Here is an 18,850-nt window from a genome sequence, read left to right on the forward strand (position 1 = left end):
GTGATGTCCGGCTTGGGCTTCAGTCGCGAGCCCAGGGCCAGCGATAACGCCCGTCGACCTTGTCGCACGGCAGCTGGAACCGATCCTGCAGGACCTCGGCTCCGGTTGCCACATAGGTCGGATTCATGGCCCGGAAATAGCGGAACTGGACCCGGTCGGCGCCGTCCAGGTAGAGGCGCATGTCAGAGCCGGCATAGTGCCTCAGGGCCACGCCGTCGATGACGCGGTCGATGCCATTGTTCGGCGGGAAGAACCGGGGACACGCCGCCTCGATGCGTTCGAAGACCCGCAGCGTGCGGGCGTCGAAGGCGGTCGCGGCGGCCGGCGCGGCACGTCCCGTCGCCTGAAGCGGGCAGATCCAGAAGCCTCGTTGGCGCGGGCCCGACCCGCGGGTCTCCGCCAGGCCCGTCGGCAGCGTGGACCACAGCGCCGTGCAGGGCGCTGGCGCCGAACCGAGGCCGACGCTGCCGGCCACACGGTCGTAGTACTCGCGCACCGCCGGCTCCGGCTGGCCATCGGCGTCCATGAAGTTCGGCAGGATCGGCGCGACGATGTAGCGCGGCAGGTCGCTGGCGACGAGGCGCTGCAGGCGCACGAACTCCGGCAGCTTGGGCGTCAGGTCGATCTGCCCGGTGACGTTGGCCCAGCGAGAATCGGGATGGAACAGCGGGACGAGGGCGGAATAGGAGATCGTCGTCACCGTCAGGAACACCGCCGGCCGGTGGCGCTGCGGGGCGTCCTCCAGCGACAGTGCCGGGCCGTCGGACCACCGTGCCAGCCCCCATTGGTTGGGCCGGTAACTTTGATACACCCCGTACACCTGCATCGTGCAGACCAGCGCCAGCACGCTGACGCGGAAAGAGCGGGTCCCGGGCAGGCGGCGCCAGACCATCACCAGCAGCGGCCCGACCAGCAGCAACCCGAACGCGAAGTAGCGTGCGTTGCCGATGACGAAGGTCCAGACGTAGAACGTCAGACCGAGCAGCAGCAGGGCCTGCGTCGACTGGCGGCCGAAACCGGGTCTGCCGCGGTGAGCGAACCAGACGACCAGCAGGAGCAGGCCCAGCCAGGCGAAACGGAAGTCCGGCGCGGCACGTTCGAAATAGATGCCGGCCGAAGGATCGATCAGGATCAGCGGCCGCAGCAGGCCTTCGAGCCAGCCGTCGGGCTTGAAGCGCAGCATCCTCTAGGCCCCCCCGAACCAACTGCCGAAGAAGGGGTAGAACGGGTTGCCGGTCAGCCGCCACAGCTGCCAACCCCAGGGCGCGTAAGCGAGCCCGAAACCCAGGGCCGCGCCGAGCGCGATCGCCAGCCCGCGCCGCGGCGGGAACCAGGGCTTGTGCGGAGTCCACCACCACAGCAGCAGCACCGGCAAGTAGATGGCGTTGGACAGCTTGAAAGCGGCCGCTACGCCCCACAGCGCCGCCGCGACCGCCGCCGAGCGGCTGCCGGCGCCCGGACGCAGCATCAGTGCGATCGCCCACAGCAGCGGCACCGCGGCCAGCAGATCGTTGGCGCTGGTCTCGACGCCGATCAGGATCACCGTGCTGGCGACCGCCAGCGCGCAGCTCAGGCTGCGCAGCGCAACGCCTTGCCAACCAGCGGCGTCGGGCATCAGGCGCCGGCCGATCAGCCAGACCGGGGGCACCACCATGGCCGCCTGGAACGCCGACCAGAGCGCCCCTGCGGCAGCGCCCGAACCGGTCCACAGCGCGAGCCGATAGATCGGCCAGTAGAGATAGGGGTACTGATAGCCCTGGTAACTGGCGGCGACCACGTCCAGATCCCAGCGCGGCGACTGCGCCACCAGGCCGAGGTAGACGTGGTGATTCAGCGCGTCCCAGCTCCACGAGAAGTAGCCGGTGGCCAGCGGTATCGAAGCCGCTGCCAACGCTGCGAGCAGCGTGAGGACGAACGCCTCCAGTGCCAGTGCCCGCGTCACGGGGTCAGCGCGAGCGCTGGGCGGCGGTGGCTGCCGGCCGACTCGAGTCGAAAGCGCTGCGCAGCGCGGCAAAGAAGATCGACGCCACCAGCGACTGGCTGCCGATCAGGACCAGCGCGATGCCCGGGATGATCTGGCGCATCGCGACCTCGGGATCGAGGGCGCCGAAGCCGGCGCGGCCCCATTGCAGCATCAGCGCGGCGCACAAGGCCATGCCGGCCAGCGCGCTGGCGCCACCCCATAGCGGCAGCGTCGGCCCGGCCGCCATCTGCAGCGCCCAGCGCTCCCGCGGATGCGGCGTGTCCAGGCGCGCGAAGTGACGCGCGAGAACCGCTCCGACCGCAAACAGCATGGTCTGATAACCCAGCACCATCGCCGCGGCGGCGAAGAGCTGGGTATGGATGCCGACCGGCCAGGCGATCTGCCCGGGCCGGACCGCATTCGCCAGCGCCAGCTGCAGCAGGCCGAATCCGAAGATCGCGAGGCCGGGGTAGAGGAACAGCCAGCGCGGCGCGTACAGCATCAGGTAGCGCAGGTGGCGCCAGCCGTCGCGCCAGGTGTTCAGGTGCGGCGGACGGCCGCGGCCGTCCTTGGACAGCGTCACCGGCACCTCGGTGACACGCAGCCGTGCCTGCAGCGCCTTGACGATCATCTCGCTGGCGAACTCCATGCCGGGTGTCACCAGGTGCAGCGCCAGCACCGCATCGCGGCGAAAGCCGCGCAGGCCGCAGTGGAAGTCTCGCAGCGGGCCGCCGAACAGGCGCCGGCCGAGAAAGCTGAGCACCGGGTTGCCGAGATAGCGGTGCAGCGGCGGCATCGCGCCGTCGGCGATGCCGCCGCGGAAGCGGTTGCCGACGACCAGATCATGGCCGGCACGCAGTTGCTCGACGAACGGCGCCAGGGCGCTGAAGTCGTAGCTGTCGTCGGAGTCGCCCATGACGACGAACCGGCCGCGGGCGGCCGCGATGCCGGCGCGCAGCGCGGCACCGTAACCACGCTCCGGAACCGGGACCACACGGGCGCCGAGTTCGACCGCCAGGGCCTGAGAACCATCGATCGAGCCGTTGTCGGCGACCAGGACCTCGCCCTCCACGCCCGATGCGGCGAGAAAGGCCCTGGCTTTGGCGACACAGCGACCCAGCGTGCGCGCCTCGTTGAGGCAGGGCATCAGGATCGTCAGTTCCAGCGTCGACGGCGGTTCGACGGCCACGGCGCCGGCCAGCGGCAGCACCTCGTTGTGGTTATCCAAGACGGCTGAGCGGTTCATGGCATCGGCGGAAGCTGGAACGCGATGATGGCCGGGTTGGGCGCAGGCCAGAAAGAGAAATGGCGGCCGATCGGCCGCCATTCAGGCTTGCTGGACGCGGGGATCAGCCCTTGCAGGAACCCGGCAGGTACTTGGGCGGCAGCGTCGTGCCGTCAGTCGTGCTACCGCAACGCCACGCGGCGATGGTGCCGCCAGCAGCAGGCGCGGTCGTCATGTCCGAATCGGAGAACGGCTTGAGCGACACGATCTTGCCGTCCAGCGCGGTGTCGTCGAAGCCCTGGGTCGTGACCTTGATCGTCCCGTCGGAAGCGGTATCGACCTTCTTGACGTACTTGGTGCCGGAGCCGTCGGCGACTTCGCAGCCCCAGGAACCGGCCTCGGGAAGCGTGGTCGCGGACTGAACGGTCTCGGTGATCGCGGTGCGGCAGGCAGAGGCCGCCAGCACGATTTCCGAAACCTTGGCCTTCTTCGTGTAGTCGGAATATGCCGGCAGCGCAACGGCGGCCAGGATGCCGATGATCGCAACGACGATCATCAGTTCGATCAGCGTGAAACCTTGCTGGGCACGTTTCATGGATGGAGCTCCGGTTGAGAGTGGGGAAGATTCGAGAGACACCCCGCATTCGCAGGGGTCGTGCCAGGCCGCATAGCGTCAAATCCATCACACCGACTGACGCAAAACGTCACTTTCCCGGGCCCGCGCGCTGCCCCATGGGGCACAAAGCGACGTTTCTCGTCAGTCGCCCAACACCAGCCGCTGCCCCGAGCGCAGCGCGCGCACGCGGTGCGGGCCGGGCAGCGCGGCGATCTCCGACATCACCGCGTCGACCATGCCGGGTTTGATGTGGGTGATGTAGACGTCCACCGGCCGCTGCAGCTGCGCCAGTTCCTCGCGCAGCAGCGCCGGGCACAGGTGCAGGCTGACGTCGGCGAGCGCTCGTTCGTCGTCGCCGAAGGCGGTCTCGACGATCAGCGCGCGCAGGTCCAGCTGCGCCAGCCGGCGCCAGAGCGCCGGGATCGGGCCGGTGTCGCCGCTGTAGGCCCAGGTGCGTCCGGCCGCGTCGACCAGCGCAAAACCGACCGCCGGCACGGTGTGCGACGCCGGCAGCACCTCGACCGTGCGGCCGGGATCCAGCACCAGCCGGTCGCCGACCGCGAACGGCACGAACTCCAGCATCGGCTGCTCCGGGCTGGGCAGGCGCGTGAAGTCGGGCCAGATGACGCCGTTGAAGACGTGCGTTTGCAGCGCCGCCAGCGTCTCGGGCAGCGCGTGCACCCGGATCGGCGGCCGCCCCGCGGCGGCGCGGCGGCGCTTGACGCTGTCGGCCAGCAGGCCGATCGCGAGCACGTGGTCCAGGTGCGAGTGGCTGACGAACACGTGGTCTATGCACACGAGTTCGTCCAGGGTCAGCTCGCCGACGCCGGTGCCGGCATCGACCAGCACGTCGTCGTCGAGGAGGAAGGAAGTGGTTCGGTTGCCCGCGGCGATGGAGCCCGAACAACCGAGGATGCGGATCTGCATGAGGCGGCGAAGTCGGCCGCCGGAAGTCCGACGGGAGACCCATGCTGAACGCCGGACCGCAGGCACGCAAGCCGGGGAATGGGCATTCGCCCCGCTGCAGCGGGGGGTCGTGCTGCCGCGCGGGCAGCGACCGTGAAGACCGTCACGCGCCACCGCGGAGGGGGCGGCAGCACCGGCTCAAGTCTCGCCCGCGAAATCGCGCTCGGGCCTTGGATCGGCGGGCCAGGCCTTCCGGCGTCGCCGGCCCGGCGCTCAGTGGTGGATGAACTGCATCGCCGTGCCGGCGAGCTCGATGACGTCGCCGTTGCGCAGCGGCACCGAGTCGCCGGCCAGCGGCACGCCGTTGACGCTGGGGCGCGTGACGCCCTCGACGTGCGAGAAGGCATAACCGTTGGGCCGGCGCGTGATCGAGGCCACCTGCACACCCGGCTTGCCGACGGTGGTGACGACCTTGGTCAGCGTCACCTCGCGGCCGGCGGCGGCGCCGTTGAGCACCTTGATCGAGGCGCTGCCCGTCGGCGCCGCAGCCGCCGCCGGGGCGTGGCCGGAACGGGTCGGGCCGGCGGACGTGAAGGCCGGCGCCGTGCCGGTAGCCGGCCGCATCACCATCGTCTTCTCGTACTCCGAGCTCTCCTCGGTCAGGTACTTGATCTTGTACTTGCCGATCTCGACGGTGTCGTTGTGCGCCAGCAGCTGCTTCTTGATCGCCTTGCCGTTGATGTAGGTGCCGTTGGTGCTGTTCAGGTCTTCGATGAAGACGTCGGCCGCGACCATCTGCAGCACCGCGTGCTCGCCGCTCACCGCCAGGTTGTCGATGACGATGTCGTTGTAGGGGCGCCGCCCGAGCGTCGTCTTGTCCTTGGTGATCTGGACTTCCTTGATGACGACACCGTCTAGCGATACCACCAGCTTGCCCATTCGAGACCTCAGATGTGCCTACCGTCGGCTGCGGCGTGCGGGCGCCGCCCGATCCGCGCCGGTACGGCCGTTGTTTTGATACTGGCTAGCGGCGAAACGGCCACCAGGAGCGGACAGCGGCCCCGGCACCACCCGAGGCGCGCGCCAGGACCACGGAGATATTATCCCTGCCGCCTGCGTCATTGGCGGCGTCGATCAGGGTACGACACCCTGCCTCGAGGGACTCGCCGCAGGCCGCCAGCAGCCGGCCGATCGCGGCGTCGTCGAGCATGTCCGAGAGCCCGTCGGAACACATCAGGTACAGGTCGCCGGCCAGCACGTCGTGCACGTGCATCTCCAGCAGCACCGTGTCCTCTACACCGACGGCGCGCGTGACCAGGTTCTTGTTCGACGAGAACGCGGCCTGCTCGGGCGTGATCAGGCCGGCGTCGATCTGCTCCTGCAGCAGCGAGTGGTCGCGCGAGATCTGCTGCAGCCGGCCGCCGCGCATGCGGTAGGCGCGCGAGTCGCCGACGTGGCCCAGGATCAGGCGGTTGTCGCGGAACACGGCCACCACCAGCGTCGTGCCCATGCCGGCGTACTGCGGGTTGGCGTTGGCGGCGTTGAAGATCGCGCGGTTGGCGTTGTCCACGCAGATGTCCATCGCCCGGCGCACGTCGCCGTCGCTGGCCTGGGCACCGGCCTCGCGCAGCCAGCGGCCGAGCTCGCGCACGATGAAGCTGGTGGCCATCTGGCTGGCGACTTCGCCGGCGTTGTAGCCGCCCATGCCGTCGGCCAGCACGGCGAGCAGCGCCTCGGCGTCGATCGCGACCGAGTCCTCGTTGTTGCTGCGGGCGCGACCGGTATCGACGCCGGAAAAGAACTCGGTCGTCATCGGCACGGCACGAACCTGGCTCGGTCAGTCATGGTTTTTTGCGATTGTGCAACGGATATCTGCACCCCGGCCGCCCCGGCATGTCAAGAGCGCGGCAGCGGCACTGCCGCCGTGCCGTCGATCGCACGGATGATGTCGTGCAGCGCGTCGGCGACCACCACGGCATCGGCCGGACGTTCGGCGGGGCGTTTGGCCAGCAGCCTGGCGACAAGCTCGACCAGGGCCGCGGGCAGCCCGGGGCGCAGGCTGCCGAGATCGGGCGCGGGACGTTCGGCGACGTCGCGCAGCAGCTCGCCCAGCGAAGGCGCCTCGTGCGGCCGCCGCCCGGCCAGCAGCTCGAAGAGCAGGACGCCGAGCGCGTACAGGTCGCCACGCGCGTCGGCGGCGGCGCCGGCCAGCTGCTCCGGCGCCATGTAGGCCGGCGAGCCGAGCACGAGGCCGGTGCGGGTGCTCTCGGCGTCGACGCCGCGGGCCAGGCCGAAGTCCGTCAGCGTCACGCGCCGGCTCGCCCAGTCGACCATCACGTTGGCCGGCTTCAGGTCGCGGTGCACGACACCCTGGCCGTGGGCATACGCCAGCGCGCGTGCGACGCGCTCGGCGACACGCAGCACGACCGGCTCCGGCAGCAGCCGCGCGCCATGGGTGTAGCGCTCCAGGCTGCAACCGCACAGCAGTTCCATCACCAGCCAGGGGCCGGCCTCGTCGCTGCCGGCGCCGATGACGCGCACGATGTCCGGGTGCTGCAGGCGCCGCGTGGCGTCGGTCTCGGCGGTGAAGCGGCGCTGCGTGTCGCCGCGTCGGCGCGGGTCGCCGGCCGGCAGCCGCAGGCGCTTGAACGCCACCTGCTCGCCGCTGGCGATGTCGGTGGCGAGGTGCACGTCACCGTGCTGGCCGCTGCCGATGAGGCCGGCGAGGCGGTAACCGCCCACGACGGGGCCGGCGGCGGGGGTTGGGGGAAGCACGGGCTGCGGCGCGGGAAAAAGGACCGCGCGACGCTAGCACAGGGCCGGCGCACGACCGCCCCGCGTTCGTGTGTTCAGTCGCTCAGCGCCAGCACCGTGGCCATGCCGGTGGCCACCGCGGCGGCGGCGGTCCAGCGGCCGCCGTCGGACTGCGGCTGCTCGGCACTGACCGGCTGCATCGCGACGCCGAGCTTGGGGCGGCGCGCATCGAGCACGCGCAGGTCGGCGCCGAGCCGGCGGCGCAGGCGCTCGCTGACTTCGGGCAGCGGGCAGCGCGCGACCATCCACTCGCGTTCGCCGGGGGTGGACGCGAACACCGGCTCCAGGCGCGCGCGCAGGCCGCGCGCCCAGTGCTCGCGCCACTGCTCGCGGTTGCGGTGCGAGACCCACTTGCCGATGCGGTGCGTCAGCTTGGGGGCACAGCCGACGACGATCCAGCGTGTCGGCAGGCCCGAGGCGGCCAGCATCGGCGCCAGGATCTGACGGGCGTGGTCGGCGTCGTCGACAAAGACAGCGATCTGTTCCATGGTGGGTCTCCTCGCGTTGCTGGGAGTCAGGCGGCACGCGGCGGTTCCGCAGCCGCCGCCCGATGGCGGCGCGCCGTCCACCAGCCGGCACCGAGCACGCCGCAGACGAGCACGGCGTAGGTCAGCAGGCGCGCCGGCAGGTTCGGGTCGTAGAAGGGGTCGAGCCAGGGTTCGCCGACGATCATCTTGGCCGCGGTGAACGCCAGCACGCCGGCACCGACGTAGGTGATGATGGGGAAGCGGTCGACGAGCTTGAGCACCAGCGTGCTGCCCCAGACGACGATCGGGATGCTGATCAGCAGGCCGATGACGACCAGGTCGAAACTGCCGTGGGCGGCGCCGGCGACACCGAGCACGTTGTCGATGCCCATCAGCGCGTCGGCGACGATGATGGTGCGCATCGCGCCCCAGAAGGTGGTGACGGCGATGCCGTGTTCACCCTCACCGTCCTGCGGCGCCAGCAGCTTGTAGGCGATCCAGACCAGGCCCAGGCCGCCGACCAGCATCAGCCCCGGGATCTTCAGCAGCCAGACCACGGCCAGCGTCATCGTCGAGCGCACGACGACCGCGCCGACGGTGCCCCAGACGATGGCGCGCTTGCGCAGGTGTTCCGGCAGCTGGCGTGCGGCCAGCGCGATGACGATCGCGTTGTCGCCCGCGAGGACGAGGTCGATCAGGATGATGGCGACGAGCGCCGAGAACCAGGCAGGTGAGAGGAACTCCATCGAAACTCCAGGCGAGAACGAACGACGTAGGGCACACGGCGTGCGCGGTGTGCTCTGGCGTCGAAGGTCTCGCTCGGCTGGAGTTGTATGGTTGTGGCCCGACGGACCGGAAGCTGCGCTTCGTATTGACGGCCCGCCATCGTCCGGCGCCGACCGTGTCCCCCTGGTCGGGCCGGCAGGAGCTACTCCCCTTCGGTGTGGCGATGATAACCACCGGGCCCGCGTCGGCGGGTCCGTAGCGCCACTTACTCCGTGTCAGGCTTCGCGGCCGAGCGCCGGCGCTGCAGCATCAGGCCGATGCCGACGACCAGCGCCGCGCCGATGGCGCCGGCGGTGTTGACGACCGCGTGCGGCTGTTCGCCGAAACGGCTGACGACGGCGGGGTCGGTGAGCAGCATCTCGCCGGCCAGGAAGCCCAGCAGCGCGGCGCCGGCGGTGACGATCAGCGGGTAACGCTCCATCACGCGCAGCAGCAGCGTGCTGCCGAAGATGATCAGCGGGATGCTGACGGCCAGGCCGATGACCAGCAGCGGCACGTCGCCGTTGGCGGCAGCGGCGACGGCGAGCACGTTGTCCAGGCTCATCACCAGGTCGGCGACGAGGATGGTGCGCACGGCCGCCAGCATGCCGCCGTCGGCTGCGCCGCTGCCCTGGTCGCCGCCGTCGTCGTCCTCGCGCAGCAGATCGACGCCGATGTAGAGCAGCGCCAGGCCGCCGATGATCTTCAGGAAGGGCCAGGCGAGCATCTTCGCGGCGATGATCGTCAGCACGATCCGCATCACGATGGCGGCGGCGCTGCCCCAGAAGATGGCCTGCTTCTGCTGCTGCGGCGGCAAGGAGCGCGCAGCCAGTGCGATGACGACGGCGTTGTCGCCGGACAGCAGGATGTTGACCCAGATGATCGAGCCGAGCGCGGCCCAGAAGGCAGCCGATGTGATTTCCATGTGACCCCGGTTGTTATGTTTCGCGCGGCGCTGGAACGACGCCGCGACATCTGCGGCGCAGTGTAGGCAGGGCACTGCGGGTGCCGGTGCGTGGAACTACGCACGGCTTCACGAACGCCCCCGGTGCGGACACGGCGCGGGGCTCATGCCAGCCTCAGCACGCCGGCCCCGGCGACGATGGCGCAGCCGGCGAGCACGCGCGCCAGGCCCAGGCGCTCCTTGAGCACCAGGCCCGAGATCAGCATCGCGAACACGATCGAGGTCTCGCGCAGGGCCGCGACCACCGCCACCGGCGCCTGCGTCATCGCCCACAGCGCCAGCGCGTACGAGGCGATCGTGGCGGCGCCCGCGGCCAGGCCGACACGCCAGTGCTTCGAGAGCTGGGCGACGAAGCCCGGCCGGCGGCGCAGCAGCGCCCAGGCCGTCAAGGGCAGGCCGGTGAGCAGGTAGATCCACAGCGTGTAGGCGAGCGGCGCCCCCGAGCGGCGCACGCCGGCGCCGTCGATCAGCGTGTAGGCGGCGATGACCAGCGCGTTCAGCAGCGCGTAACCGAGCCCGGCACGCTGCGCGCCGCGGCTGCCGACGAGCGCCAGCGCGAGGATGCCGGCGCACAGCAGCGTGACACCGGACCAGGCCGCCGGCGACAGCGGCTCGTGCAGCACGGCGGCGCTGGCGAGTGCCACCAGCAAGGGCGCGCTGCCGCGCATCAGCGGGTAGGCCAGGCTCATGTCGGCGGCTCCGTAGGCGCGGGCGACGAGCACGAAGTAGCCGACCTGCAGCACGGTCGACGCGGCGATGAACGGCCAGCTCGCCGGCGCCGGCGCCGCCAGCCAGGGCAGCGCCAGCGCGGCGATGGCCGCCGAGCAGACGGCCACCATCACCGTCGTCAGCAAGGTGTCGCGTGCACCTTTGACGATCGCGTTCCAGCCGGCGTGCAGCGCGGCGGCCAGCAGAACGAGGGCGAGGACGGTGAAGGACATCGGAGGCCAGCGTGAGCGCAGACGAAAAAGGCCCGTCGTGCGGGCCTTGGTCTGCTGCTCGTCGGCTGTTTACAGCAGCGACTTCAGCAGCCGCCCCATCTCCGACGGGTTGCGCGTGATCGTGAAGCCGCACTCCTCCATGATCGCGAGCTTGGCGTCTGCCGTGTCGGCACCACCCGAGATCAGCGCCCCGGCGTGGCCCATGCGTTTGCCTGCCGGCGCGGTGACGCCGGCGATGAAGCCCACCACCGGCTTCTTCATGTGTTCCTTGCACCAGCGTGCGGCCTCGGCTTCGTCGGGGCCGCCGATCTCGCCGATCATGATTACCGCGTCGGTGTCCGGGTCCTCGTTGAACAGCCGCATCACGTCGATGTGCTTGAGCCCGTTGATCGGGTCGCCGCCGATGCCCACCGCCGAGCTCTGGCCTATGCCCAGCTCGGTGAGCTGCGCCACCGCTTCATAGGTCAGCGTGCCCGAGCGGCTGACCACGCCGACGCGCCCCGGCTTGTGGATGTGGCCCGGCATGATGCCGATCTTGATCTCGTCGGGCGTGATCGTGCCCGGGCAGTTCGGCCCCAAGAGCAGCGTCTTCTTGCCGCCCGCGGCTTCGCGCTGCTTCATCTTGTTGCGCACCTCCAGCATGTCCTTGATCGGGATGCCTTCGGTGATGCAGATCGCCAGGTCCAGCTCGGCCTCGACCGCTTCCCAGATCGCCGCGGCGGCACCCGCCGGCGGCACGTAGATCACGCTGACGGTTGCGCCGGTCTGCGCCGCCGCTTCCTTGACGCTGGCGTAGATCGGGATGCCCTCGAAGTCCTCGCCGGCCTTCTTCGGGTTCACGCCGGCGACGAAGCAGTTCTGGCCGTTGGCGTAGTCGCGGCACATGCGGGTGTGGAACTGCCCCGTCTTGCCGGTGATGCCCTGCGTGATGACGCGGGTGTCCTTGTTGATCAGGATGCTCATCGATGTCCTCGTTCGTTTCGCGTCAGCCGCGGTGGCTGCAATCAAGCGGCCGCCGCGGAACCGGCTTCGCCGGGCCGCTGGCGGCGCCCCCTTGAGGGGGAGCGCCGAAGGCGCTACGGGGGTGGGTCATTTCACTGCGTTGACGATGGCGGTGGCCGCTTCGGCCATCGTGTCGGCGCTGATGATCGGCAGGCCCGAGTCGGCCAGCATCTTCTTGCCCAGGTCCTCGTTCGTGCCCTTCATGCGCACCACCAGCGGCACCTGCAGGTTCACCGCCTTGCACGCGGCAACCACACCTTCGGCGATGGTGTCGCACTTCATGATGCCGCCGAATATGTTGACCAGGATGCCTTTGACCTCCGGGTTCTGCAGCATGATCTTGAAGGCCTCGGTGACCTTCTCGGCGTTCGCCCCGCCGCCCACGTCCAGGAAGTTCGCCGGCTCGCCGCCGAAGAGCTTGATGGTGTCCATCGTCGCCATCGCCAGCCCCGCGCCGTTGACCAGGCAGCCGATGTTGCCGTCCAGGCTGATGTAGCTGAGGTCGAACTTGCTCGCCTCGACTTCGGCCGGGTCTTCTTCGTCCAGGTCGCGGCAGGCGACGATGTCGGGGTGCCGGTACAGCGCGTTGGCGTCGAAGTTGAACTTGGCGTCCAGCGCCTTGATGTGGCCGTCGCCTTCGAGAATCAGCGGGTTGATCTCGGCCAGGCTGGCGTCGGTGGCCATGTAGCAGGCGTAGAGCTTCTTGAACACGTCCACAGCCTGCGCCTGGCTGGCCGCGGGCACGCCGATGCCGGCAGCCAGCTCCAGCGCCTGCGCGTCGGTGAGGCCCACCAGCGGGTCGACGAAGACCTTCAGGATCTTCTCGGGCGTGGCGTGCGCCACTTCCTCGATGTCCATGCCGCCTTCGGACGAGGCCATCAGCGCGATCTTCTGCGTCGCGCGGTCGGTGAGCGCGGCGACGTAGTACTCCTTCTTGATGTCGGCGCCTTCTTCGACCAGCAGCCGGCGCACCTTCTGGCCTTCGGGGCCGGTCTGGTGCGTGACCAGCTGCATGCCCAGGATCTGCGAGGCCAGCGCCTTGACCTCGTCGAGCGAGCGCGCCAGCTTGACGCCGCCGCCCTTGCCGCGGCCGCCGGCGTGGATCTGCGCCTTCACCACCCATACCGAGCCGCCCAGCTTCTGCGCCGCTTCCAGCGCCTCCTGCACCGTGAACGCCGCGTAACCTCGCGGCACCGGCACGCCGTGCTGGCGCAGCAGTTCCTTGGCCTGGTATTCGTGGATCTTCATTCGGGGCTCCTGGGGGTGTCGTGAAACGCGCCGGCGGGGCGATGCCAGCGCGGGTAGTGGAGACGCACGACCTCGCCGTCGCTGCGCAAGGCATGACAGCGGTCGAGCTGGAAGGGTTTGACGCCGCCGTCGCCGCGCGTGTCGATGACCTCGCCGGCGAAAGCCTGGATCACCGCGGTCGGCAGCACCTGGGCGAGTTCGGTGATGTGGGTGCAGCCGAGCACGCCGCCGACGCGCTCCTGCAGTCCTTTGCGGAAACCGCGCGCCAGGTTCAGGCCGATCAGCGAGCGGTAGGCCTGGCCGTGGTCGTCGCAGTGGCCGGCATACGGCATCCAGCGCGTCCTGGCGCCGGCGTCGACGACGTTCAGCGAGGTGTCGACCACCAGCCGGATCAGCATGTCGTGGATCGGCATGCCGGCGGCGCGGCGTTCGCCGGCCAGTTGGGCGTCGCGCGTCTTGGTGTCGACCAGCGTCGCATCCACTTCCCAGAGGCCGTCGTCCCGGACAAAGACCTGCACGTCGAACTGGCGACGGTGCTTGAGCTGGCGACGGGCCGCCGCTGGCGGGAGAGTCATCTGGGAGCAGGGCGGGCGCCGCGCAAAAAGGCGGCGGCAATGTAGCACGCGAGCCGCTAGCGCATTGGTCGCCTGGACATTGCCTGGACGGCGTGGCGGACGGCACGGGGCGCCGCTTGCGCCTGCGGTACAGGCCTGCTATTCGAGGTCGGCGGCGAAGTCGGACGCGTCCGTATCGGTGCCAGCGCCGGCCGGCGGAACGACCCGGCGGATGAGTTCCGCCTCGAAACCCCGGCCGGCGAGGAAACGCATCTGCCGCGCGCGCTCCGACGCGTCGGCCGGGGCGCTGCCGAAGCGGCGCCGCCAGAGTTCAAGCGCACGCTCGAGTTCGCTGCCGCGCGCCTGCTCCAGCGTCTGCGCGATCAGCTCGGGCGCCAGCCCCTTGGACTGCATCGTCTGCCGCAGCCGGCGCGCGCCGAAGCGCGGCGCACCATGGGCCAGCACCGACTCGGCGACCCGCGCCTCGTTCAGCAGGCCGTCGGCCTGCAGCGCGTCGAGCGCGGCCGCGATCTGCTCGGCGGCACTGGCTTCGGCGCTGTCCTCGGCATGGCGCGCCAGCTTGCGCTCGAGTTCGACACGCGAGTGCTCGCGCTGCGCCAGGTAACGCAGCGCGCGGCCTTTGAGCGAAGGTGCGGCAAAGGCCATCAGGCGGCGCGCGGGCGCAGCGGCGGCGTCAGCTGGCCGCGGCTTCGGTACCCGAGAGCAGCGGGATGCCGAGCGATTCGCGCACCTTGTTCTCGATCTCGCGCGCGACGTCGGGGTTCTCGCGCAGGAACTCCCGCGCGTTGTCCTTGCCCTGGCCGATCTTCTCGCCGCCGTAGGCATACCAGGCGCCGGACTTCTCGACGATGCGGGCGGTGACGCCCATGTCGATGATCTCGCCTTGGCGGCTGATGCCTTCGCCGTAGAGGATGTCGAACTCGGCGGTCTTGAACGGCGGCGCCACCTTGTTCTTGACGACCTTGACCTTGGTCTCGCTGCCGATGACCTCTTCGCCGCGCTTGATGTTGCCGGTGCGGCGGATGTCCAGCCGGACCGAGGCGTAGAACTTCAGCGCGTTGCCGCCGGTCGTCGTCTCGGGGTTGCCGAACATGACGCCGATCTTCATGCGGATCTGGTTGATGAAGATGACCATGGTGTTGGTCTTCTTGATCGTGGCCGTCAGCTTGCGCAGCGCCTGGCTCATCAACCGTGCCTGAAGGCCCGGCAGCGAGTCGCCCATCTCGCCTTCGATTTCAGCCTTGGGCGTCAGCGCCGCGACCGAGTCGACGACGATCAGGTCGATCGAGCCCGAACGCACCAGCGCGTCGACGATCTCGAGCGCCTGCTCGCCGGTGTCGGGCTGGCTGATCAGCAGGTCCTGAAGGTTGACGCCCAGCTTCTGCGCGTACTGGATGTCGAGCGCGTGTTCGGCGTCGATGAAGGCGCATGTGCCGCCTTCCTTCTGCATCTCGGCGATGACCTGCAGCGTCAGCGTGGTCTTGCCCGAGGACTCGGGGCCGTAGATCTCGACGACGCGGCCACGCGGCAGGCCGCCGACGCCGAGCGCGACGTCCAGGCCCAGCGAGCCGGTCGAGACGACCTGGATGTCCTCGATGACCTCGCCTTCACCCAGGCGCATGATCGACCCCTTGCCGAACTGCTTTTCGATCTGGGCGAGAGCGGCTTGCAGGGCCTTGGCTTTTTCGGCGTTGAGCGGTTTCGGCGCGTCCATCGGGTTCTCCTTGATTGGCCCGGATTATTGCAGAAACTGGATATTCGTACAGTTCTTTGGTGCGCCCCCCACAGTGGGTAGACAGGGCGAACACCCTGCCAAGTATCAAGAGGCAAACCGCTAAAATTGCCTGATCCAGAGCCCGGAGCACGGGCCCGCCGTCGGAGACCGCCATGCGCATCCTCATCGCCGAAGACGACCAGGTCCTGGCCGATGGCCTGTTGCGCTCGTTGCGGGCCTCGGGCTACGCGGTGGACCAGGTCGGCAGCGGCACCGAGGCCGACGCGGCGCTGTCGGCGCACGAGTTCGACCTCGTCATCCTCGACCTGGGCCTGCCCAAGCTGCACGGCTTCGACGTGCTGCGCCGGCTGCGCGCGCGTGGTGCGACGGTGCCGGTGCTGATCCTGACCGCGGCCGACAGCGTCGAGCAGCGCGTCAAGGGCCTGGACCTGGGCGCCGACGACTACATGGCCAAGCCCTTCTCGCTGCAGGAGCTGGAAGCGCGCGTGCGTGCGCTGACGCGCCGCGGCCTGGGCACGGCGTCCAGCGTCATCAAACACGGCCCGCTGAGCTTCGACGCCACCGGCCGCGTCGCCTACCTGAACGACCAGATGATCGAGTTGTCGGCGCGCGAGCTCTCGCTGCTCGAGGTGCTGCTGCAGCGCTCGGGCCGCCTGGTCAGCAAGGACCAGCTCGTCGAGCGCCTGTGCGAGTGGGGCGAGGAAGTGAGCAACAACGCGATCGAGGTGTACATCCACCGCCTGCGCAAGAAGATCGAGCAGGGTCCGGTCAGAATCGCCACGGTACGCGGCCTGGGCTACTGCCTGGAGAAGATCGCGGCCTGACGGCCCGCACCGCACCCTGCCTCGGGCCCGGTGGGTCGGCGCAGTCGGGCTGCATGGCCGGACGCTCGGCAAGCCCGGACGGTATCCTGAACAGGCATGGCGGCTCGCGAACAACGTTCACTCTTCGGCGAGATCCTCGACTGGATGCTCGCGCCGCTGCTGCTGCTGTGGCCGATGAGCGTCGCGCTGACCTGGCTGGTGGCGCAGAACATCGCCAACCGGCCCTACGACCGCGAACTCGGCGTGATGGTGCGCGTGATCGCGCGCCAGGCCGCCAGCGAGAGCCTGACGGCGGCCAACCCGCCCGACGCCACGCGCCGCCACCTCGAGCAGGCCGCGACGCAGCTGCTGCGCCCCGACGACAACGACAGCCTGTTCTTCCAGGTGCGCGGCACGCGCGGCGAACTCGTCGCCGGCGACGCCGACCTGCCGCTGCCGGCCGACACCTCGCCCTCGGTCGAGCCGCGTTTTCGCGACGACATCATCCGCGACGAGCCGGTGCGCGTGGCCTATCTCTGGGCCGGCGACGAAGCCGGCGGCAACGGTGCGCTGATCCAGCTCGCCGAGACGGTGGACAAACGGTCCCGCCTGGCCACCGAGATCATCAAGGGCGTGATCCTGCCGCAGTTCGTCATCCTGCCGGTGGCGGTGCTGCTGGTGTGGCTGGCGCTGGCGCGCGGCATCCGGCCGCTGTCGGACCTGCAGCAGCGCATCCGCCAGCGCGACAGCACCGACCTGTCGCCGATCGAAGAGCGCCACGTGCCCGAGGAGGTGGCGCCGCTGGTCGGCGCGATCAACGACCTGCTCGGCCGGCTCGACCAGTCGATCGCCGCCCAGCGCCACTTCCTGGCCGACGCCGCGCACCAGCTGAAGACGCCGCTGGCAGGGCTGCGCACCCAGGCCGAGCTGGCCGAACGCGAGCTCGACAGCGGCCATGGCGACACGCTGTCGATGAAACACTCGCTGCAGCAGATCGCGCTGTCCAGCCAGCGCGCCGCGCACATGGTCAACCAGCTGCTGGCGATGGCGCGCGCCGAGGACAAGGAGCAGGCGCTGCGCAAGCAGGATGTCGACCTCGCCGCCATCGTCGTCGAGACGGTGCGCGACTTCGTGCCCAAGGCGATGGAGAAACGCATCGACCTCGGCTACGAAGGCCCCGAACCCGAGGACGCTGGCGCGCGCCTGTGGGGCCAGCCGGTGCTGGTGCGCGAGATGGTGCGCAACCTGGTCGACAACGCGCTGCAGTACACGCCGGCCGGCGGCACCGTCACCGCGCGCGTGATGCCCGACCCCTTCGGCCAGGTGCTGGTGCTGCAGGTCGAGGACACCGGGCCCGGCATCGCCCCGGCCGAACGCGAGGTCGTGTTCCAGCCCTTCTACCGCGCACTCGGCACCGACGTCGACGGCAGCGGCCTGGGGCTGGCGATCGTGCAGGAGATCGCCAACGTGCACGGCGCCGAAGTCACCGTGACCGACGCCGAACTGCGCCCCGGCAGCCCGCACGGCACGCCCGGCGCCCTGTTCACGGTGCGCTTTCCGCTGCGTGGCGACGACCCGGCCGGGCCTTGAAGCCGGGCGCGGTCAGCTCTGCATCAAGCGGCGGCTGCGTGCCACCGACATCAGGATGCCCAGGCCCAGCCCCAGCGACACCATCGCGGTGCCGCCGTAGCTGACGAAGGGCAGCGGCACGCCGACCACCGGCAGGATGCCGCTGACCATGCCCATGTTGACGAAGGCATAGGTGAAGAAGCTGAGCGAGACGGCGCCCGCCAGCAGGCGCGAGAACACCGTCGGCGCTTCGGCCGCGATCATCAGCCCGCGGAAGATCAGGAAGACGAAGGCCAGCAGCAGCAGCACCACGCCGGCCAGGCCGAACTCCTCGCAGAACGCGGCGAAGATGAAGTCGGTGGTGCGCTCGGGGATGAACTCCAGGTGCGTCTGGGTGCCGTTCATGAAACCCTTGCCGGTGACACCACCCGAGCCGATCGCGATCATGCCCTGGATGATGTGAAAGCCCTTGCCCAGCGGGTCCTGGGTCGGGTCCAGCAGCGTGCAGACGCGGTGCCGCTGGTATTCGCGCAGGATCGGCCACTCGACGCCGGGCTGGCAGATCGTCGGCTCGGCGACGATCAGCGCGACGACGCCGACCGCGCCCAGCGCCAGTACCGGCAGCACCAGCTTCCAGGACAGCCCGGCGAAGAAGATCACGTAGACGCCGCCGGCCAGGATCAGCAGCGCGGTGCCGAGGTCGGGCTGGTGCATCACCAGCAGCACCGGCAGGGCCAGCAGCACGCCGGCGACGAGGAAGTCGGGCACGCGCAGCATGCCTTCGCGCTTCTGGAACCACCAGGCGAGCATCAGCGGCATCGCGATCTTCAGGATCTCGCTGGGCTGGATCACGACGCCCAGGTTGAGCCAGCGCGTCGCACCCTTCTTCGTGATGCCCAGGCCCGGGATCGCCACCGCGATGATCAGCAGCAGGCCGACGAGGTACAGCGGCACCGCGATCTGCTGCAGCCGCTGCGGCGGCACCTGGGCGACGGCGAACAGCACGAAGACGGCCAGCAGCATGTTGCGGCCGTGGTCGACGAAACGGGTGCCGTGGTCGTAGCCCGCCGAGTACATCGTCACCAGGCCGATAGCCGCCAGCAGCAGGATGGCCAGCGCCAGCGGGCCGTCGAAGCCGGCGAAAACCGTTCTCGCGCGCTGCCAGACCGAGGGCTGCTCGAAGATCGCGTTCATTGGCGTGCCACCTTCTGCAGCGCCGACGCGGCGGCCGCGGCCGGCGCGTCGGCGCTGCAGAAG

At 69.8% G+C, this 18,850-nt stretch carries 20 protein-coding genes; 2 read left to right on the top strand and 18 right to left on the bottom strand.

The window, feature by feature from the left end:
- Nucleotides 1-19: 19 nt before the first annotated feature.
- From CKO43_RS09630 to recA, 17 genes are all read right to left on the bottom strand, one after another.
- The gene (locus CKO43_RS09630) at nt 20-1,183 is read right to left on the bottom strand and encodes a hypothetical protein (RefSeq protein ID WP_200229394.1); all 1,164 of its coding nucleotides are present in this window, start codon (nt 1,181-1,183) and stop codon (nt 20-22) included.
- A 3-nt stretch (nt 1,184-1,186) separates the two neighbouring features.
- The gene (locus tag CKO43_RS09635; protein WP_200229396.1) at nt 1,187-1,942 is read right to left on the bottom strand and encodes a hypothetical protein; all 756 of its coding nucleotides are present in this window, start codon (nt 1,940-1,942) and stop codon (nt 1,187-1,189) included.
- 4 nt (nt 1,943-1,946) lie between these two features.
- Nucleotides 1,947-3,209, bottom strand: coding sequence for a glycosyltransferase family 2 protein (locus CKO43_RS09640; RefSeq protein ID WP_200378501.1), 1,263 nt, complete (start codon nt 3,207-3,209; stop codon nt 1,947-1,949).
- 103 nt (nt 3,210-3,312) lie between these two features.
- Entirely contained in the window at nt 3,313-3,783 is a 471-nt protein-coding gene (locus tag CKO43_RS09645; protein WP_200229400.1) for a pilin, read from the bottom strand.
- A gap of 162 nt (nt 3,784-3,945) precedes the next feature.
- Nucleotides 3,946-4,731, bottom strand: a complete 786-nt coding sequence (locus CKO43_RS09650) for an MBL fold metallo-hydrolase (RefSeq protein WP_200229402.1) — start codon at nt 4,729-4,731, stop codon at nt 3,946-3,948.
- Between the two features lie 252 nt (nt 4,732-4,983).
- Nucleotides 4,984-5,649, bottom strand: a complete 666-nt coding sequence (locus CKO43_RS09655; RefSeq protein ID WP_200229404.1) for an FHA domain-containing protein — start codon at nt 5,647-5,649, stop codon at nt 4,984-4,986.
- Between the two features lie 85 nt (nt 5,650-5,734).
- Nucleotides 5,735-6,523, bottom strand: coding sequence for a Stp1/IreP family PP2C-type Ser/Thr phosphatase (locus CKO43_RS09660; protein ID WP_200229423.1), 789 nt, complete (start codon nt 6,521-6,523; stop codon nt 5,735-5,737).
- Between the two features lie 83 nt (nt 6,524-6,606).
- Nucleotides 6,607-7,485 (bottom strand): protein kinase domain-containing protein, encoded by an 879-nt coding sequence (locus CKO43_RS09665; RefSeq protein ID WP_200378502.1) that lies wholly within the window; start codon nt 7,483-7,485, stop codon nt 6,607-6,609.
- A 74-nt stretch (nt 7,486-7,559) separates the two neighbouring features.
- Nucleotides 7,560-8,012 (bottom strand): hypothetical protein, encoded by a 453-nt coding sequence (locus CKO43_RS09670; RefSeq protein ID WP_200229409.1) that lies wholly within the window; start codon nt 8,010-8,012, stop codon nt 7,560-7,562.
- 26 nt (nt 8,013-8,038) lie between these two features.
- Complete coding sequence (locus CKO43_RS09675) at nt 8,039-8,737, bottom strand: TerC family protein (protein WP_200229411.1); 699 nt, start codon at nt 8,735-8,737, stop codon at nt 8,039-8,041.
- A 245-nt stretch (nt 8,738-8,982) separates the two neighbouring features.
- Nucleotides 8,983-9,681, bottom strand: a complete 699-nt coding sequence (locus CKO43_RS09680) for a TerC family protein (protein WP_200229414.1) — start codon at nt 9,679-9,681, stop codon at nt 8,983-8,985.
- 143 nt (nt 9,682-9,824) lie between these two features.
- Nucleotides 9,825-10,661: an EamA family transporter gene (locus CKO43_RS09685; protein ID WP_200378503.1), complete on the bottom strand. Its 837-nt coding sequence runs from the start codon at nt 10,659-10,661 to the stop codon at nt 9,825-9,827.
- Nucleotides 10,662-10,730: 69 nt separating this feature from the next.
- Entirely contained in the window at nt 10,731-11,624 is an 894-nt protein-coding gene (sucD, locus tag CKO43_RS09690) for a succinate--CoA ligase subunit alpha (protein WP_200378504.1), read from the bottom strand.
- Between the two features lie 126 nt (nt 11,625-11,750).
- Entirely contained in the window at nt 11,751-12,911 is a 1,161-nt protein-coding gene (gene sucC / locus CKO43_RS09695; RefSeq protein WP_200378505.1) for an ADP-forming succinate--CoA ligase subunit beta, read from the bottom strand.
- On the bottom strand, nt 12,908-13,486 hold the full coding sequence (locus CKO43_RS09700) for a DUF2889 domain-containing protein (protein WP_200232300.1): 579 nt from the start codon (nt 13,484-13,486) through the stop codon (nt 12,908-12,910). The genes sucC and CKO43_RS09700 overlap by 4 nt, the downstream gene beginning before the upstream one ends.
- A gap of 138 nt (nt 13,487-13,624) precedes the next feature.
- On the bottom strand, nt 13,625-14,131 hold the full coding sequence (gene recX, locus CKO43_RS09705) for a recombination regulator RecX (protein WP_200378506.1): 507 nt from the start codon (nt 14,129-14,131) through the stop codon (nt 13,625-13,627).
- 28 nt (nt 14,132-14,159) lie between these two features.
- Complete coding sequence (gene recA / locus CKO43_RS09710; protein WP_200232302.1) at nt 14,160-15,200, bottom strand: recombinase RecA; 1,041 nt, start codon at nt 15,198-15,200, stop codon at nt 14,160-14,162.
- Between the two features lie 173 nt (nt 15,201-15,373).
- Between recA and CKO43_RS09715 the strand changes: the two genes are divergently transcribed.
- Nucleotides 15,374-16,045, top strand: a complete 672-nt coding sequence (locus CKO43_RS09715; protein WP_200232303.1) for a response regulator — start codon at nt 15,374-15,376, stop codon at nt 16,043-16,045.
- A 96-nt stretch (nt 16,046-16,141) separates the two neighbouring features.
- Nucleotides 16,142-17,614, top strand: a complete 1,473-nt coding sequence (locus tag CKO43_RS09720; protein ID WP_200378507.1) for a sensor histidine kinase — start codon at nt 16,142-16,144, stop codon at nt 17,612-17,614.
- Nucleotides 17,615-17,626: 12 nt separating this feature from the next.
- Here the strand turns inward: CKO43_RS09720 and rodA are convergent, their stop codons facing one another.
- Nucleotides 17,627-18,787, bottom strand: a complete 1,161-nt coding sequence (gene rodA, locus CKO43_RS09725; RefSeq protein WP_200232305.1) for a rod shape-determining protein RodA — start codon at nt 18,785-18,787, stop codon at nt 17,627-17,629.
- Between the last annotated feature and the right edge of the window lie 63 nt (nt 18,788-18,850).

The sequence above is a fragment of the Rubrivivax gelatinosus genome (assembly GCF_016583785.1).
Lineage (GTDB): Bacteria > Pseudomonadota > Gammaproteobacteria > Burkholderiales > Burkholderiaceae_C > Rubrivivax > Rubrivivax gelatinosus_B.

Excerpts from the sequence above, each read along its gene's own strand:
- CKO43_RS09630 (WP_200229394.1), bottom strand. The coding sequence starts at position 1,183 with ATGCTGCGCTTCAAGCCCGACGGCTGGCTCGAAGGCCTGCTGCGGCCG.
- CKO43_RS09640 (WP_200378501.1), bottom strand. The coding sequence starts at position 3,209 with ATGAACCGCTCAGCCGTCTTGGATAACCACAACGAGGTGCTGCCGCTG.
- CKO43_RS09645 (WP_200229400.1), bottom strand. The coding sequence starts at position 3,783 with ATGAAACGTGCCCAGCAAGGTTTCACGCTGATCGAACTGATGATCGTC.
- CKO43_RS09650 (WP_200229402.1), bottom strand. The coding sequence starts at position 4,731 with ATGCAGATCCGCATCCTCGGTTGTTCGGGCTCCATCGCCGCGGGCAAC.
- CKO43_RS09655 (WP_200229404.1), bottom strand. The coding sequence starts at position 5,649 with ATGGGCAAGCTGGTGGTATCGCTAGACGGTGTCGTCATCAAGGAAGTC.
- CKO43_RS09660 (WP_200229423.1), bottom strand. The coding sequence starts at position 6,523 with ATGACGACCGAGTTCTTTTCCGGCGTCGATACCGGTCGCGCCCGCAGC.
- CKO43_RS09670 (WP_200229409.1), bottom strand. The coding sequence starts at position 8,012 with ATGGAACAGATCGCTGTCTTTGTCGACGACGCCGACCACGCCCGTCAG.
- CKO43_RS09675 (WP_200229411.1), bottom strand. The coding sequence starts at position 8,737 with ATGGAGTTCCTCTCACCTGCCTGGTTCTCGGCGCTCGTCGCCATCATC.
- CKO43_RS09680 (WP_200229414.1), bottom strand. The coding sequence starts at position 9,681 with ATGGAAATCACATCGGCTGCCTTCTGGGCCGCGCTCGGCTCGATCATC.
- CKO43_RS09685 (WP_200378503.1), bottom strand. The coding sequence starts at position 10,661 with ATGTCCTTCACCGTCCTCGCCCTCGTTCTGCTGGCCGCCGCGCTGCAC.
- sucD (WP_200378504.1), bottom strand. The coding sequence starts at position 11,624 with ATGAGCATCCTGATCAACAAGGACACCCGCGTCATCACGCAGGGCATC.
- sucC (WP_200378505.1), bottom strand. The coding sequence starts at position 12,911 with ATGAAGATCCACGAATACCAGGCCAAGGAACTGCTGCGCCAGCACGGC.
- CKO43_RS09700 (WP_200232300.1), bottom strand. The coding sequence starts at position 13,486 with ATGACTCTCCCGCCAGCGGCGGCCCGTCGCCAGCTCAAGCACCGTCGC.
- recX (WP_200378506.1), bottom strand. The coding sequence starts at position 14,131 with ATGGCCTTTGCCGCACCTTCGCTCAAAGGCCGCGCGCTGCGTTACCTG.
- recA (WP_200232302.1), bottom strand. The coding sequence starts at position 15,200 with ATGGACGCGCCGAAACCGCTCAACGCCGAAAAAGCCAAGGCCCTGCAA.
- CKO43_RS09715 (WP_200232303.1), top strand. The coding sequence starts at position 15,374 with ATGCGCATCCTCATCGCCGAAGACGACCAGGTCCTGGCCGATGGCCTG.
- CKO43_RS09720 (WP_200378507.1), top strand. The coding sequence starts at position 16,142 with ATGGCGGCTCGCGAACAACGTTCACTCTTCGGCGAGATCCTCGACTGG.
- rodA (WP_200232305.1), bottom strand. The coding sequence starts at position 18,787 with ATGAACGCGATCTTCGAGCAGCCCTCGGTCTGGCAGCGCGCGAGAACG.